Below are 16,258 nucleotides of genomic sequence, written 5' to 3' on the forward strand. Positions count from 1 at the left end.
GTATAAAAAATAAGCCACACAGAGATTAACATCTATACTGACTAAATATTAGTTATAAACAGCTTAAAAATCATAGTGCTTAAGTCTAATGGGCTAAAGTCTATCTTGGACAGAAAAACAACACATGTTAAAACATGACAACCCGTTCAAAATGTATTTAAAAATAATACATGTCGAACAGGAAGTTAGGAAAACTATTTTAAATCAGGACGTGAGTATTTCAACGTGGCTACATCAGTATTAGTTATCAATTGCGGCTCTTCATCTATTAAATACGCGCTGGTTTCAGAACGTCGTGAAGATCGTATTTACGGTTTAGCAGAAAACCTAGGGGCAGCCGATGCTCGGATTAAGGGAGTGACAGTTGGTGGTGAACCACTTGAACTTGCTATCCCTTATGCTGATCATGCCAAAGCTTTAGAAACTTTACTTGCGCGTCTAGCCAACTACAAACCGCAAGCAATCGGACATCGTGTTGTACACGGCGGTAGTTTAACCAAAGCAGAATTACTCACTCCTGAAATTATTGAACGTATTCGTGCAGCAACGCCTTTGGCTCCGCTTCATAACCCAGCACATTTAATTGGTATTGACGCAACCGTACGCCTATTCCCTGAATTACCTCAAGTTGCCGTATTTGACACAGCATTCCATCAAACCATGCCAGCCCATGCATACCGTTATGCAATTCCTAAGTTTTTATATACTGACCACAACGTCCGCCGTTATGGCTTCCATGGCACAAGTCATGCTTACGTGTCTGATAAAGCAAGTGAGCTTGCGGGCAACCTGAAAAAAGGTGGATGGTTAACAGCACATTTAGGAAATGGCAGTTCAACTTGTGCGGTATGGAACGGACAAAGTGTTGATACCTCTATGGGCCTTACTCCACTTGAAGGCGTGGTGATGGGAACTCGTAGTGGCGATGTCGACCCAAGCCTACATAGCTTCCTTGCCAAAAATCTTGGTTGGGACCTTGCTAAAATTGATAAAGTTTTAAATAACGAAAGTGGCTTACTTGGCTTATCACAACTGTCTAATGACATGCGTACGGTCATTGAAGCGGCAGAAAATGGCAATGAAGATGCTAGTCTTGCAATTGAAGTCTTTAGTTATCGCCTTGCAAAATCACTTGCAGCACTAAGCTGTGGCCTACCAACTTTAGACGGCCTCATTTTCACAGGCGGTATTGGCGAAAACTCAGCATATATTCGAGAAAAAACCTTAGCGTATTTACCTCATTTTGGTTTGCAGCTTGATAAAGATCAAAATAACAACTTAAAACGTGGCACTGAAGGCCGAATCGACAATGGAACAGGGCCTCAAATTTGGGTCATTCCTACAGATGAAGAAGGCCGTATTGCCAAAGAAACCCGTCAAGTTGTTGAAGCGGCAGGAACTACAGCATCTGTAGCGAGTCTTGCTTAATCAGATTTTAGCGAAAACCCGATATTCGTTTATTTATAGGTTTATATGAATACAATTTTATTGATTCCTACAGGCGAAGGGGTTGGTTTAACCTCTGCCTGCTTAGGCATGATTTACGCACTTGATTGTAACGGAATTAAAGCAGGCTTTTTAAAACCATTTTCTCAAGAAGACCAAGAACATCTTGACCGGACAACTTCATTATTCGGTCATTTATTTCAAAGTAAAACCGTTCAATCTATTTCGCATGAAAAATTAACTCAGCTTATTGCTGCTGGGGAAGTAGATGAATTACTTGAAGACGCTGTTAGTCTTCACCGCAGTGTTGCAGCAGACCATGATGTCATTATTGTGGAAGGCTTATTGCCAAACGGACAAGACCACTTCGCAAGTGAACTTAATGCGAGTCTCGCTCAAGCACTTGATGCAGAAGTCGTCTTGATCAGTACAGCAGATATTCAAAACCCGAAAAAAGCCGCAGAAAAAGTAGATGCTCATTTACGCCAGTTTGGTGGTGCGGCTTCAAATCGTACTGCGGGTGTGCTTTTCATGCGTACACGAGGGTTAAGCGAAGAAACAGCACAAATTCCTGTTGCATTTGATCCATCATTACGCCCAACTGAAGACATCGCAAAATTTACGGCCGAATTGCAAAAATATAATCGTTATTTTGGCTCTAGCGATTTACCGATTATTGGTTTAGTTCCATTTAGTAACACCCTAAGCGTACCTAGAACATTAGATATCGCGAATGTGATTGATGGGCAATGGGTGCATCAAGGTGAAGCTAAGACACGCCGTATTTTGCATTCAAGTTTAATTGCCTCAAGCATTGAATATGAACTCAATAAGTTTATTGCGGGTGAACTGATTATTAGTGCATCTGAACGTACAGATGTATTACTTGCAAGCAGTTTGGCAACCAGCAATGGTATTCCACTCGCAGGTTTGGTTCTTACTGAACGTGAAGCACCAGCTCCTGAGCTTTTAGAGTTTTGCCAAAGTGCGATCAAGCAAGGCTTGCCAATTTTACATACCCGTTTAAACACACTTGAAACTGCTCAGCGTTTATCTGACTTTGGTAATGAAATTCCCGTCGATGATACTGAACGTGCAGAACAAGTGACTCGTTTTGTTTCAAGTCATATTGATGTCGAATGGCTTAAGCAGCACAGTAATAATGCAGCTACCCCTCGCCTATCTCCATCGGCTTTTCGTCATGAACTAGTGCAAAAATCGATTGTAGCTAAAAAACGAATTGTACTTCCTGAAGGCGATGAGCCACGCACCATTCAAGCTGCGGCAATTTGTCAGGCACGTGGTATTGCTGACTGCATTTTGCTAGCTAAACTAGATGTGGTACAGGACGTTGCAAAAGCTCGTGGTATTGAATTACCAGCCGGATTAGCAATTGTTGATCCAGATAGTATTCGCGATCAATATGTAGCACCAATGGTCGAGCTGCGTAAAGGTAAACTCAACGAGCTTCAGGCAAAGGAACAACTTCAAGACACCGTAGTACTCGGTACGATGATGTTAGCCTTAGATGAAGTAGATGGTTTAGTTTCTGGTGCAGTGCACACCACAGCAAATACTGTCCGCCCCGCTTTCCAGCTCATCAAAACAGCCCCTGAATATTCACTGGTTTCATCCATCTTCTTTATGCTTTTACCAGATGAAGTTTATGTGTATGGCGACTGTGCGATTAATCCAGACCCGACAGCAGAACAACTGGCTGAAATTGCAATTCAGTCAGCCGACTCAGCGAAAGCTTTTGGGATTGATCCACGTATTGCCATGATCAGTTATTCAACTGGAACATCTGGCACAGGTGCAGATGTTGAGAAGGTACAACAAGCCACTCAAATTGCTCAGCAACGTCGCCCTGATTTACTTATTGATGGTCCACTTCAATACGATGCAGCTTCAGTTGAAAGCGTTGGTCGCCAAAAAGCACCAGAATCACGAGTTGCAGGCCGTGCCAATGTATTTATTTTCCCTGATTTAAATACGGGCAACACGACTTATAAAGCAGTACAACGTGCTGCAAATGTTGTAAGCGTTGGACCAATGCTGCAAGGTCTAAACAAACCTGTAAATGATTTGTCTCGCGGAGCTTTGGTAGATGACATCGTGTTTACCATTGCATTAACAGCAATTCAGGCTGAACAGCAAGCTGCTGCTAAATAATTAATATAATTTTATCTGTTTCTACCTCTCGCCATTTGATGTCCGCTCAAATGGCTTTTTTTATTTTAATCGTTTCAAAATAAATAATTTTCCTATCTCTGACGTTTAAATGCGCTCTATATAGCCCTATGCGACTTTCGGTCAAAAGATCAACCAATCTCCCACAAAACGATCTTTTTGTCATATAATTTAGCCCGCTAGCTAACAGCCCGCTCAAGAGATTTTCTGGTATGACAACGATTATCAAACAAGATGACTTGATTACATCGATCAAGGACGCCCTACAGTTTATTTCGTACTATCACCCGCAAGACTTTATCCAAGCGATGAGCCGTGCTTATGATCGCGAAGAAAACCAAGCTGCAAAGGATGCAATTGCACAAATTTTAATTAACTCTCGCATGTGTGCGGAAGGTCATCGTCCAATTTGCCAAGATACTGGTATTGTTAACGTTTTCCTTGAAGTGGGCTTAGATGTTAAATTTGATTTAACAATGAGCTTAGATGATGCAGTAAATGAAGGTGTTCGCCAAGGTTACCTTGAAAATAGCAACGTTCTCCGTGCATCTGTACTTGCAGACCCAGCATTTGGTCGTAAAAATACAAAAGATAATACCCCTGCTGTAATTCACTACAAACTCGTTCCGGGTAACAAAGTAGATATTACTGTTGCTGCTAAAGGCGGCGGTTCAGAAAACAAATCTAAACTTGCGATGCTTAACCCATCTGACTCGATTGTTGATTGGGTACTTAAAACTGTACCAACAATGGGTGCAGGCTGGTGTCCTCCAGGTATGCTCGGTATTGGTATTGGTGGTACTGCTGAAAAAGCCATGATGCTTGCTAAAGAAGCACTCATGGAAGAAATCAACATGGACGAATTACTTCGTCGTGGCCCAGAAAACAAAATCGAAGAACTTCGTATCGAAATCTTTGAAAAAGTAAACGCACTTGGTATTGGTGCTCAAGGTCTTGGCGGCTTAACCACTGTTCTTGATATTAAGATTAAAGATTACCCATGTCATGCTGCCGGCAAACCAGTAGGTATGATTCCTAACTGTGCTGCTACTCGTCACGCTCACTTCCAGCTTGATGGTTCAGGTGTAGCTCATATTCAAGCACCTAAACTTGAAGACTACCCATCTGTAACTTGGGACTCTTCAAAATCTAAACGTGTAAACCTTGATACCATTACTCAAGCAGAAATGGATTCTTGGAAACCGGGTGACACATTACTCCTTAGCGGAACGATGTACACAGGTCGTGATGCTGCGCACAAACGTATGGTTGAAATGATCGACAACGGTGAAGAATTACCAGTTGATCTTAAAGGTAAGTTTATTTATTACGTAGGCCCAGTTGATCCAGTGGGTGACGAAGTTGTTGGTCCTGCTGGTCCTACAACTGCAACACGTATGGATAAATTCACACGTAAAGTACTTGAGCATACAGGCTTGTTTGGCATGATCGGTAAGGCTGATCGTGGTCCTACAGCGATTGAAGCAATCAAAGACAACAAAGCAACTTACTTAATGGCAGTTGGTGGTGCAGCTTACCTTGTATCTAAAGCTGTTCGCGAAGCTGAAGTTGTTGCGTTTGCAGACTTAGGTATGGAAGCAATCTACAAATTCGTAGTTGAAGATATGCCTGTTTCTGTGGCAGTTGATGTAAACGGTACATCAATTCATGCAATTGCTCCAAAAATCTGGCAAGCAAAAATTGGAAAAATTCCAGTAGTTGATGCCGCAGCAGGTTAATCAAGAAAAGCACCGAATTCGGTGCTTTTTTTTACCTTCTTTTTTATTTTAAACATTGAAAAGAATTGTAACAATTGCTTCGTTAATCTGTGCTATTAATAAATGCACTCTCTCACCATATATTGAATATAGGTCATTTCATGACTATTCGCCCTATTCTTAAAAATCTTTCAATTAGTCTCTGCCTAAGCTGCATTACTACAAGCTTATTTGCCTCTCCTGCCAAGTTAAGTTCAGTGAAAGAACTCATGCAAATTAGCCAAATTGATTACCTACTTAAAGAATCAATTAATGAATTAACGCCTTATTATGATCAACAGGCAGAACAGATCGTTAGTAATATTACAGGCATCAAAACCCTAGGCCCGAAAGAAAAAGAAGCTGCGAAAAAGCTCGGCTTACTATTGAAAGATTCAAGTAACCAACTCATCAGCAATCCTAAAACTGTGCAAGCTTTACAAGATATTTACCTAAAGACATATTCTGAAGAAGAGATCCAAGCGAATCTTAAATTTTTAAAAACCCCAGAAGGCCAATCGATTACGCGTAAAAACGTACAGATTATGGGGCAAATTTCAGAATATATGATGGAGTTAGGACAACAGACCTTTAATGATCCTAAAGCACGGGATCACATGCAAGAAGAGATGCTTAAAATTATTGCTCCACTGATGAAAGATAAAGAAAAGTCTTAACTTTTCTTTATCTTTTGTAGACCTTACCAAGTTAAAGGATTCCATAATTTAAAAGGCTTAATCAGATGTACATCTGATTTTTCATCATATTTGGCAGGTTTTAACTCTTGCGGCTTATGTCGAATCTTACCTGAAGCGTCCTCTGCCACGAAATTGTAGCTTGAAGATTTCAACTCGGTAAAGGCAATTTCTCTACGGCCAATATTATCTTGCATTAACATAAATGGCCCAGTGTGTTCACCTCGATCCATTTTATTTTCTTCATCATATTTCAAATAATAAGACGTTCCAGCCTCCACTGTTATATCCATATATTTTGGTTCTTGAAAATGAATCCCCAATAAAGGGCGACTCGCAGAAAGACGATACGTTCCTGCTGGTAACTCAATCCAGTAATAATGATTATGTAATAGACTCGGAATGCGCTTGCCATTTACAAACAGGTTAATCGCAGCAATTTCCTGACGATTCCATTTTGTATCTGGTCGATAGAGATAAACAACAGCAGCTTGTGCGTTTTGCGGTTTGATCGGAGCAAAGGTCTGACCCAATTTTTGATTAACCCAACCACCCACAGCAAAACCACCTACGTGATATTGATCTAATAGTCCGGGTTCTTTTTCAACATCGACTTTAGGTAAGGTTGCAGTCAATTCACCCGTATTTTTTTCTAAATGAGATGAACTTTGACAGCCCACAAACAGTCCGGCACAGCACAAAGATACGATTAAATAACGCATGGCATCCCTCAAAGCGTTTTGTTTTTGATTTATTTTTTACACCGCAAAACTATGCGTATTTTGTATTTTTAAGATTAACACCACCCACATAAATTGAAAACAAAAAAAGCACGAATCACCGAAGCGATTCATGCTTTTTAGATGAATGAAATCTATGCAGACTTCGAATCAATCACCTTTAAATCGGCTTTTGCAACACTTTCATGTGTTACAGCTTCTTTAGGCTGACGCTCAGACTGATAAACAGGCTCTGCTTCACCATTAATTACCGCCTCATTAATAATGACTGTTCCGACATCATTACGGCTTGGTAAATCGTACATGGTTTCAAGCAGTACGTTCTCCATAATAGAACGTAGACCACGCGCGCCCGTATTACGTTCAAGTGCTTTCTTTGCAATAGCACGTAATGCAGAGTCTTCAAAAATCAGATCAACATTTTCCATAGTGAAAAGATATTGATATTGACGAGTTAATGCATTTTTTGGTTCAGTCAAAATTTGCATTAATGCTTCTTCGTCCAACTCTTCAAGAGTCGCAATCACCGGTAAACGACCAATGAATTCTGGAATTAAACCAAATTTCACTAAGTCGGTTGGCTCAACCTGACGGAACAATTCAGCAAGTTTTTTGGTTTCATCTTTGTTTTTAACATCAGCTGTAAAACCAATACCGCCTTTCTCTTGACGCTGCTGTACAATTTTTTCCAAACCAGAAAAAGCACCACCACAAATAAACAAGATATTCGAAGTGTCAATTTGGATAAACTCTTGCTGCGGATGCTTACGTCCACCTTGCGGAGGAATAGAAGCCACTGTACCTTCAATCATTTTTAACAATGCTTGTTGTACACCTTCACCAGAAACATCACGTGTAATTGACGGGTTTTCAGATTTACGAGTAATCTTGTCAATTTCGTCAATATAGATAATGCCCTTCTGAGCTTTCTCTACATCGTAGTCTGCTTTTTGCAAAAGCTTTTGTACAATATTTTCAACATCTTCACCTACATAACCAGCTTCGGTTAATGTCGTTGCATCTGCCATTGCAAATGGAACATCTAAAAGGCGAGCCAATGTTTGCGCAAGTAAAGTTTTACCCGAACCTGTAGGTCCAATCAGTAGAATGTTACTTTTAGCAATTTCTACTTCTTTAGACACATGGCCATTATGACCAACTTTCAGGCGTTTATAATGGTTATAAACCGCAACAGATAATGTCTTTTTGGCAAGATCTTGACCAATCACATATTGATCAAGCGCAGCACGTATTTCATGTGGTTTTGGTAATGCCTTACTCGCCCAGTCCCCTGCTTCAACCTGTTGGCTGGTTTGTACAAGGTCTAAGCAGACATCCACACACTCATTACAAATATATGCGTCCTCACCTGCAATCAGTTTCCCGACTTCAGACTGCGTTTTACCGCAAAATGAACAATGTTTTTGTCCTTGAGGATGTTCGGACATATTCACTCCACAAATAGAATCTTAAATATTAGGGCAAGATGCACTGCATAAATAACTAAATGGAGATCTTTTTCAACATCTCAAGTTATTTATATTAAGAAGGTCCTTATGGACGCTTACTTAGCACCTGATCAACCAAACCATATTCTTTAGCAGACTGTGCTGTCATAAAGTTATCACGGTCAGTATCACGAGCAACTGTTTCGTAGTCTTGACCACTGTGCTCTGCCATTAAGCGGTTTAAACGTTCTTTAATAAATAGTATTTCACGCGCATGAATTTCAATATCCGATGCTTGACCACGGAAACCACCCAATGGTTGGTGAATCATGACACGGGCATTTTCTAAACAATAGCGTTTGCCTTTAGCACCAGCATTTAACAAGAATGCACCCATTGAAGCAGCTTGACCCATACAATATGTCACAACATCAGGTTTAATAAACTGCATTGTGTCATAAATAGCCATGCCCGCTGTCACAGAACCACCTGGAGAGTTGATATAAAGGTGGATATCTTTATCAGGGTTTTCAGCTTCTAAAAACAACATTTGGGCAACAATTAGATTTGCCATGTTGTCTTCAACTTCACCTGTTAAAAAAATGACGCGCTCACGTAAAAGTCGTGAATAAATATCAAAAGAACGTTCGCCGCGAGAAGATTGTTCAACCACAACAGGAACTAAAGCATTTTCAATTGTTGGAACATACATACGTTATTTATTCCTAAATTTTTTGTGACTTAACCTATGGCAACAATATGCGGGATAATTTCTCAAATTGCAAAAGGTTCGCACTGAAATATTATATTATTTATACCTAAGTACTTAATGTCGCACTCAAATTAACCACATATTGAAAAACGAAAAAGGCGCTTAAAGCGCCTTTTTCTGACTTCTTAAAAGATTAGCCCATACGGCGAGCTTGTTGTTCTTTTAACAAATCATCATAAGATACTGGTTTGTCAGTCACTTTAGCAGCAGCTAAGATGTGGTCAACAACTTGATCTTCTAATACAACTGCTTCGATTTGAGCACGTTGTTGAGCATCATTCTTGAAGTATTCAATCACTTCAGTTGGATCTTCGTAAGAAGAAGCCATGTCGTCAATGTAAGCATCAACGCGTGATTGATCAACTTCAAGTTTAGCATCAGCTAAAACTTTGCTTACTAACACGCCAAGCTTAACAGAACGTTCTGCTTGTTCTTTGAACAATTCGTCAGGAAGCATGCTCTTGTCAAAAGATTGCGCGCCTGCACCACCGAACTGTTGAGTGAACTGTTGAACCATTTGTTGACGTTGACGGTCAATTTCTTGAGCAACCATAGCAGTTGGAACTTCAACTTCATTCGCAGCAACAAGTGCATCAAAAGCAGCTTGTTTAACTTGGTTACGTAAACCATTGCGAACTTCACGTTCCATATTTTTGCGAACGTCAGCTTTTAACTTCTCAACGCCTTCTTCTTCAGTTACACCAAAGATTTTCAAGAATTCAGCATCAATTTCTGGAAGTTTTGATTTTTCAACTTGCTTCACAGTGATTTTGAACTGAGCTGCTTTACCAGCCAAGTTTTCAGCTTGGTAGTCTTCAGGGAAAGTAACGTCAATTACTTTCTCTTCACCAGCTTTCATGCCAACGATGCCGTCTTCAAAGCCAGGAATCATACGACCTGAACCTAATACTAGTTTAAAGTCTTCAGCAGAACCGCCTTCAAACTTTTCACCGTCGATAGTGCCTTCAAAGTCGAAAGTCACTTGCATGTCTTTTTTCGCCATACCCTTGGTAACAGCCCAAGTTTGACGTTGTTTTTGCAAGTTTTCGATCATAGCATCAACGTCAGCATCTTTAATTTCAGCTGTTTTACGTTCAACTTCTAAACCGTCGAATGCTTGTACTGCAACTTCTGGATAAACTTCTACAGTCGCTTCAAAAACTAAAGCATCTTCTTTATGTTCAACTTTATCAATGTTAGGCATACCTACCGCATTGATTTTTTCTTGTTGAATTGCTTCAAAAACGCTATCACGAATGATGTCATTTACAACTTCTTGATAAATGCCCGCACCATATTCGCGGCGAACAACGTTTTCAGGTACTTTACCTGGACGGAAGCCGTTGATCTTCACAGTTTTGGCAGTGCGCTTCAAACGAGCTTCAAATTGCTCGTTAATACGGCTCGTCGGTACAGAAACATTTAAACGACGGGCAACGCCCGAAACCGCTTCAGTCGTTACTTGCATGGCTTCCTCGATAAAAATTAGTGAGTAGGAACAGTTTTTTTAAAAGTGCTGTATTATATGACAACTTTCAAGATATACAAAATTAACCGACCACTTCATTTAAGTTAAGGTCATTATTCTCGTAAATTTCACAGTAATTTTATGATTCTTTAAATATTTTTCATAAAGCCTTAAGTAAAGCTAATTTTTTAGTTATTCTTCACAAATCTAAAATTACAATCAAAATCTAAAGTTAATCGCTTTTACAAACAATTACTAAAAATCAGTAGATTAACTACATAAAGCACAATTACCTATTCAGCCATTCACTCTATCTTCATAATTCAATTGGCAAATTCAATTAACATAAACTGTACATATAAATAAGAATTATTATTATTCGCATAACCTTTTAGTTTTAGAGTCCTGAAGTCATGTCTTTGATTAGAACACGTAAAAAAATTGTTTCTTCTGCGATAGCTTCATCACTATCAATGATTGCGACAACAGCCATGGCACAAGAAGCAATTTCACAATTACCCACAATTCATACTCAAGCGACTCAAGAGGAATCTTTAAAGGTAGATCAGTCAGCCAACTCAAAATTTGTGGCTCCTCTCAAAGATACGCCGAAATCGGTCTCTATCCTTTCTCAAAAACTAATTAAAGATACAAACTCTAACACCTTGCTCGAAGCTTTACGTTACGAACCAGGCATTACTCTAGGTGCGGGTGAAGGTGGTACCCCATTTACAGATATGCCTTACATTCGTGGTTATAGCGGACAGTCTTCTATTTATGTGGATGGTGTTCGCAATACAACTTCACAAAGCCGCGATATGTTTGCGATTGAACAAGTTGAGGTTATTAAGGGTTCTTCCTCTGCCCTTGGTGGTGGTGGTAGCATTGGTGGAAGTATTAACCTAATTCCTAAAGTTGCTCACGAAGGTGATGTCTACCAAGGCAGTGTTCAAGGGGGTACTGACAACTATCGTCATATTCAACTTGATGCCAACAAAGACTTTGGTAATGGCATTGCTGGTCGTGTTGTTATCATGGGTCATGAAAATGAAAAAGCTGGTCAGAGTAACGGAGCTGAATATGCTCGTGCCGGTATTGCATCAAGCCTTGCATTTGGCCTAGATACAGCAACTCGTGGAACACTTAGCTACTACTATTTACGTAGTAATGATGAACCAGATGCAGGTATTCCATTTAACAATGCAAATCCAGCGACTCCTCCTGCTGGAGTTACTGTGACTCCTGGTAATGGTAAACCTGTTGATGTAAAAGCGGGAACTTACTATGGCTGGAAAGCTCGTGATTTTGATAAACGTGAAAACCATATCGGTACGTTTAAATTAGAACATGACTTTAGTGAAAATCTTACCTTGTCGAATGTAGCGACTTACAACAAATCTAAATCTGATTATGTTTATACCAATGCTGATGACTCTAAGGGTAATATTTACAGAGGGACTATCGCTCGCCGTGCTTTAAGCCGTATCTTAGATACTGATGCGTATAGTGATCAACTTTCTTTGAGAGGTAAATTTAATACTGGTTCATTAAAGCATTCTTTTAATGTCGGTACAGAATGGAGTCTCCAAGAAACTGACCAAGGTATGTATACATTTACCAATGCTGCTGGACAAACAACTTCGACAATTTTACAAGATAATATTAATAACTGTACTTCAACTGCTGCCGCATCAAATGGTTGGTGTACTGGTTTAAATAATCCAAGAAATGGTGCTTTCACCGACAAACTTGGAACAATTAAAGGCCAATCTACAACGCGTAGCCACACTGTTTCTGTTTATGCTTTAGATAGCATCGAATTTAACCCTCAATGGCTTTTAAATGTAGGTGTCCGCTGGGATAAGTTTGAAACAGAGAAAAAATATAACAAAGATGTATATGCTACTGAAAAAGGGGCATATAACTACTCAAAAGTTGCCACTCCAGAAGGAACAAAATATGAAAGTGATTCAGATTTCTTCACTTATCAAGCGGGCTTAGTATATAAACCAACTGAGAACGGCAGTATCTATGCAAGCTTTGCAACTTCTGCTAACCCAGTAGGCGTTCTTGCTGAAGGCGACAGTAGTGACAATGCACTTGGTACTACCGATATTATTAATGAACTTAAACCAGAAGAGGCTCGTACTTTTGAAGTAGGAACGAAATGGGATCTGTTTAATAATCGTGCAAATTTAACTGCCGCAGTTTTCCGTACTGAAAAGCAAAATACTCGTATTCAAATCGATCCTACTACTTCCGCGAATGCGGGTAAAAGTAAAGTTGATGGATTTGAAATCAGCTTGAATGGGAAAATTACCGACAAATGGGATGTATCTACAGGTTATAGTTATTTAGATAGCGAAATCACAGAAGCTGCATACAATTCGATTGCTCAAGAAGGTAAACCTTTACCATTTGTAGCGAAAAACAGCGCTACCTTATGGTCTACTTATAGAGTGATGCCTCAATTGACTTTAGGCGCTGGTGTTGAATATCGTGATCAAGTGTTTGTAAACACGACTGCACCTAAATATTTGCCAACCTACACCATTTACAATGCGATGGCTAAATATGATGTTAACAAGAATGTAAATTTACAGCTTAATATCAACAATATCTCTGACAAACGTTATTTCACAAGTGCACATGCAGCTCACTACGCGTTTGAAGGTAATGGCCGTAACGCAGTATTAGCGATTAATTTTAAGTACTAAGGTTAAATTCCATAGTTTATTTATGGAGTTAATTAAAGTTCATATAAGATAGCCTCGTCACGAGGCTATTTTTACAAATGAAGTATCTATTAAAAAGGTGTTGGCTGTGATTCATCATATCCCTAATGTGTTAAGCAAAGAACAAGTTGCCGAGTTTCGGAAGCTTATGAAAGAGGCGAATTGGGTGGGTGGAAAAGTAACTGCTGGCACCCTATCAGCTTCAGTTAAAAGAAATCAGCAACTCTCTGAACAAGACCCGCTGACTCATCATTTAAGTGATATTGTCATTAAAGCAATTTGGCAAAACCCTGTTTTTCAGGCCGCTGCCCTTCCTCACAAAATTATTCCACCACTTTTTAATCGTTATGATGAGTACGAAAGCTTCGGTTTTCATGTTGATAACTCGATTCGTCTTATTCGGGGTACTTCAGAACAAATTCGTACCGATTTATCTTGTACATTATTTTTAAGTGAACCTGATGAGTACGAAGGTGGTGATCTGGTTATTGAAGACACCTATGGTTATCATGAAGTCAAATTACCAGCAGGTGATGTCGTACTCTATCCATCGACGAGCTTACATGAAGTCAGCAGTATTACCTCAGGTACACGGTTCGCCTCTTTTTTCTGGGTACAAAGTTTGGTACGCGATGATAGTAAGCGACACCTTCTATTTAATTTAGATGAAAGTATTCGGGAACTGCGTAAAGCACATGGCGATAGCTATTCTGAAGTGATGAAACTCACCAACATTTATCACAATTTAATTCGCATGTGGTCTGAGCTGTAACTATATTTATTTTTACCTTATTGAGTATATATAATTATTTTTATCTCAATATGGTAAAAATATGAAAATTATTTTCCACAAAACTTAAAACAGCGCAAAATAAGAAAATTATTTTCTTATTACCAAGATTAAAATTACTATAAGAATTTTGCACAAGGTGTAATCATTGTTTAGATGTGATATATCTAAATGATAAACATACCAGCAAACCACCAAACTTATTATTTCATGGTCTAGAGATGAAAACGAATTACTTGTTTGCCCCTCCTTTTCAAGCAAGACATCATCTGCAACTCCTGATGCTGCGCCCAGCGCGCGTATAAATTTTGTCTGCTTTTTAAAGCAGCACTTCGAAATTAGCTTTAATTTTTCTGAATTAGATACCATATATAACTGTAGAGACGTTGCCTTTTAAATATATCCAGAGCAACCGCGCTACGAGACAAGGAGTTTTCTCATGATGTTGGCTGACCCAAGCAAAAAATACCGTCGTATGTACCAACGAGTGGATTTACCAGATCGCCAATGGCCGAATAATGAAATTACAAAAGCGCCAATCTGGATGAGTACCGATTTACGTGACGGTAACCAAGCAATTTTTGAACCAATGGACATGGAACAAAAATTCAAAATGTTCAAAATGCTTGTGAAAATCGGTTTTAAACATATTGAAATCGGCTTCCCTTCTGCATCTCAAATTGACTTCGATTTCACACGCATGTTGATCGAAGAAAATCATATTCCTGATGACGTATATATTGAAGTTTTGGTTCAGGCGCGTGACCATTTAATTGAACGTACCTTTGAATCTTTGGCAGGCGCTAAACGTGCAATTGTGCATATTTATAACTCTAATTCTCCCACCTTCCGTCAAAAGGTATTGAACGTAGATGCTAATGGCGCAAAACAATTAGCAATTAATGCTGCTCAAAAAGTTAAAGAATATGCTGCGCAATATCCTCAAACTGACTGGATTTTCCAGTACAGCCCAGAGTGTTTCTCTGCAACAGAATTAGAAGTCGCTAAAGATGTCTGTGATGCCGTCACAGAAATTTGGGATGCATCTCCAACCAATAAAGTTATTTTAAACTTACCAGCGACTGTAGAAGTCTCTACTCCAAATGTGTATGCAGACCAAATTGAATGGATGCACCGTAATTTGGCACGTCGTGATGGCGTGATCATTTCTGTTCACTGCCACAATGACCGCGGCTGTGGTATTGCTGCATCAGAACTTGCCATTATGGCAGGTGCTGACCGCGTTGAAGGCTGTGTGTTTGGTAATGGTGAACGTACTGGTAATGTTGACGTTGCTGCAATTGCCTTGAACATGTACACCCAAGGTGTAGCACCTGAGTTAGACTTCTCTAACATTAATGAAGTAATTGCAACGGTTGAAGAATGTACTGGTTTACCTGTACACCCTCGCCATCCATATGCAGGTGACTTAGTATTTACCGCATTCTCGGGTTCACATCAGGATGCGATCAAAAAAGGTTTCGAATTCCAGAAAAACGAAGAAATTTGGGATATGCCTTACTTACCAATCGACCCGAAAGATTTGGGCCGCGACTACGATGCAGTTATTCGCGTAAATAGTCAGTCTGGTAAAGGCGGTATCGCTTATTTATTGGAAGCGAATTACAACGTGGTGTTGCCTCGTCGTTTGCAAATCGAATTCAGTCAGGTTGTTCAACAATATGCTGATGACAACGGTACAGAAATTAATGCCAAAGAAATTTGGACTTTATTTAAAGACACCTATGTCGATGTGAAAAACCACCATTACACAGTCAAAAACTACAGATTATCTGACATTAACGGTACTCAAATCATCGAACTTGATGTTGAAGTCGAAGGTGAAATACAACAACTTCGTGGTGAAGGTAACGGCCCGATCTCTGCATTCTTGAATGCGCTTCAATTACCAATTGACGTGTTGAACTATGAAGAACGTAGTATTAGTTCAGGGGCAAATGCAAAAGCATTAACCTTGATTGAGCTTCAAGTAAAAGGTACGGGTAAAGGCTCATTTGGTGCAGGTGTTCATGACAATACAGTCACCTCATCAATTGAAGCAATTATTGCATGTACCAACCGTTTGATTGATCAAGGGGTTTTAAGCACAGACCAGGTTGTTGCCGCTGCTGTTTAATTAAAAAAACTCTTTTGAAAGGATACCTAGCTTGGTATCCTTTCTTTTTATTCCTGAAAGATTTAAAAGGCGAAATGTTC

Annotated in this window: 12 protein-coding genes; 8 read left to right on the plus strand and 4 right to left on the minus strand. The window is 39.5% G+C overall.

The window, feature by feature from the left end:
* Positions 1 to 124 precede the first annotated feature (124 nt).
* The 5 genes from KTH84_RS11640 to KTH84_RS11660 all read left to right on the plus strand — a co-directional run bounded on the left by KTH84_RS11640 (position 125) and on the right by KTH84_RS11660 (position 6,070).
* Complete coding sequence (locus KTH84_RS11640; RefSeq protein WP_133975474.1) at positions 125 to 244, plus strand: hypothetical protein; 120 nt, start codon at positions 125 to 127, stop codon at positions 242 to 244.
* Positions 226 to 1,428 (plus strand): acetate/propionate family kinase, encoded by a 1,203-nt coding sequence (locus tag KTH84_RS11645; protein WP_202742597.1) that lies wholly within the window; start codon positions 226 to 228, stop codon positions 1,426 to 1,428. Before KTH84_RS11640 ends, KTH84_RS11645 begins: the two co-directional genes overlap by 19 nt.
* Positions 1,429 to 1,473: 45 nt before the next feature.
* Complete coding sequence (gene pta / locus KTH84_RS11650) at positions 1,474 to 3,618, plus strand: phosphate acetyltransferase (RefSeq protein WP_262473210.1); 2,145 nt, start codon at positions 1,474 to 1,476, stop codon at positions 3,616 to 3,618.
* Positions 3,619 to 3,848: 230 nt separating this feature from the next.
* Positions 3,849 to 5,375 carry a fumarate hydratase gene (locus KTH84_RS11655; RefSeq protein WP_004641080.1) on the plus strand — a complete coding sequence of 509 codons (1,527 nt, stop codon included), beginning with the start codon at positions 3,849 to 3,851 and terminating at the stop codon, positions 5,373 to 5,375.
* Positions 5,376 to 5,515: 140 nt separating this feature from the next.
* Positions 5,516 to 6,070 carry a DUF2059 domain-containing protein gene (locus KTH84_RS11660; protein ID WP_202742595.1) on the plus strand — a complete coding sequence of 185 codons (555 nt, stop codon included), beginning with the start codon at positions 5,516 to 5,518 and terminating at the stop codon, positions 6,068 to 6,070.
* A 23-nt stretch (positions 6,071 to 6,093) separates the two neighbouring features.
* Here the strand turns inward: KTH84_RS11660 and KTH84_RS11665 are convergent, their stop codons facing one another.
* The 4 genes from KTH84_RS11665 to tig all read right to left on the minus strand — a co-directional run bounded on the left by KTH84_RS11665 (position 6,094) and on the right by tig (position 10,516).
* The gene (locus tag KTH84_RS11665) at positions 6,094 to 6,810 is read right to left on the minus strand and encodes a DUF2846 domain-containing protein (RefSeq protein ID WP_262473213.1); all 717 of its coding nucleotides are present in this window, start codon (positions 6,808 to 6,810) and stop codon (positions 6,094 to 6,096) included.
* A gap of 152 nt (positions 6,811 to 6,962) precedes the next feature.
* Entirely contained in the window at positions 6,963 to 8,276 is a 1,314-nt protein-coding gene (gene clpX / locus KTH84_RS11670) for an ATP-dependent Clp protease ATP-binding subunit ClpX (protein WP_133975486.1), read from the minus strand.
* Positions 8,277 to 8,382: 106 nt separating this feature from the next.
* Entirely contained in the window at positions 8,383 to 8,988 is a 606-nt protein-coding gene (gene clpP / locus KTH84_RS11675) for an ATP-dependent Clp endopeptidase proteolytic subunit ClpP (protein ID WP_003654845.1), read from the minus strand.
* A 193-nt stretch (positions 8,989 to 9,181) separates the two neighbouring features.
* On the minus strand, positions 9,182 to 10,516 hold the full coding sequence (gene tig, locus KTH84_RS11680; RefSeq protein ID WP_042894770.1) for a trigger factor: 1,335 nt from the start codon (positions 10,514 to 10,516) through the stop codon (positions 9,182 to 9,184).
* Positions 10,517 to 10,929: 413 nt separating this feature from the next.
* Between tig and KTH84_RS11685 the strand changes: the two genes are divergently transcribed.
* From KTH84_RS11685 to leuA, 3 genes are all read left to right on the plus strand, one after another.
* On the plus strand, positions 10,930 to 13,233 hold the full coding sequence (locus tag KTH84_RS11685; protein ID WP_133975488.1) for a TonB-dependent receptor: 2,304 nt from the start codon (positions 10,930 to 10,932) through the stop codon (positions 13,231 to 13,233).
* Between the two features lie 106 nt (positions 13,234 to 13,339).
* Positions 13,340 to 14,023 carry a Fe2+-dependent dioxygenase gene (locus tag KTH84_RS11690; protein ID WP_262473214.1) on the plus strand — a complete coding sequence of 228 codons (684 nt, stop codon included), beginning with the start codon at positions 13,340 to 13,342 and terminating at the stop codon, positions 14,021 to 14,023.
* A gap of 457 nt (positions 14,024 to 14,480) precedes the next feature.
* A complete protein-coding gene (gene leuA / locus KTH84_RS11695) occupies positions 14,481 to 16,178 on the plus strand; it encodes a 2-isopropylmalate synthase (protein WP_262473216.1) in 1,698 nt (565 codons plus the stop codon).
* The last annotated feature ends 80 nt before the right edge of the window (positions 16,179 to 16,258 follow it).

This window comes from Acinetobacter sp. WU_MDCI_Abxb74 (genome assembly GCF_025513915.1).
Classification (GTDB): domain Bacteria; phylum Pseudomonadota; class Gammaproteobacteria; order Pseudomonadales; family Moraxellaceae; genus Acinetobacter; species Acinetobacter calcoaceticus_C.

Excerpts from the sequence above, each read along its gene's own strand:
- KTH84_RS11655 (WP_004641080.1), top strand. The coding sequence starts at position 3,849 with ATGACAACGATTATCAAACAAGATGACTTGATTACATCGATCAAGGAC.
- clpX (WP_133975486.1), bottom strand. The coding sequence starts at position 8,276 with ATGTCCGAACATCCTCAAGGACAAAAACATTGTTCATTTTGCGGTAAA.
- clpP (WP_003654845.1), bottom strand. The coding sequence starts at position 8,988 with ATGTATGTTCCAACAATTGAAAATGCTTTAGTTCCTGTTGTGGTTGAA.
- tig (WP_042894770.1), bottom strand. The coding sequence starts at position 10,516 with ATGCAAGTAACGACTGAAGCGGTTTCGGGCGTTGCCCGTCGTTTAAAT.
- KTH84_RS11640 (WP_133975474.1), top strand. The coding sequence starts at position 125 with ATGTTAAAACATGACAACCCGTTCAAAATGTATTTAAAAATAATACAT.
- pta (WP_262473210.1), top strand. The coding sequence starts at position 1,474 with ATGAATACAATTTTATTGATTCCTACAGGCGAAGGGGTTGGTTTAACC.
- KTH84_RS11660 (WP_202742595.1), top strand. The coding sequence starts at position 5,516 with ATGACTATTCGCCCTATTCTTAAAAATCTTTCAATTAGTCTCTGCCTA.
- KTH84_RS11685 (WP_133975488.1), top strand. The coding sequence starts at position 10,930 with ATGTCTTTGATTAGAACACGTAAAAAAATTGTTTCTTCTGCGATAGCT.
- KTH84_RS11665 (WP_262473213.1), bottom strand. The coding sequence starts at position 6,810 with ATGCGTTATTTAATCGTATCTTTGTGCTGTGCCGGACTGTTTGTGGGC.
- leuA (WP_262473216.1), top strand. The coding sequence starts at position 14,481 with ATGATGTTGGCTGACCCAAGCAAAAAATACCGTCGTATGTACCAACGA.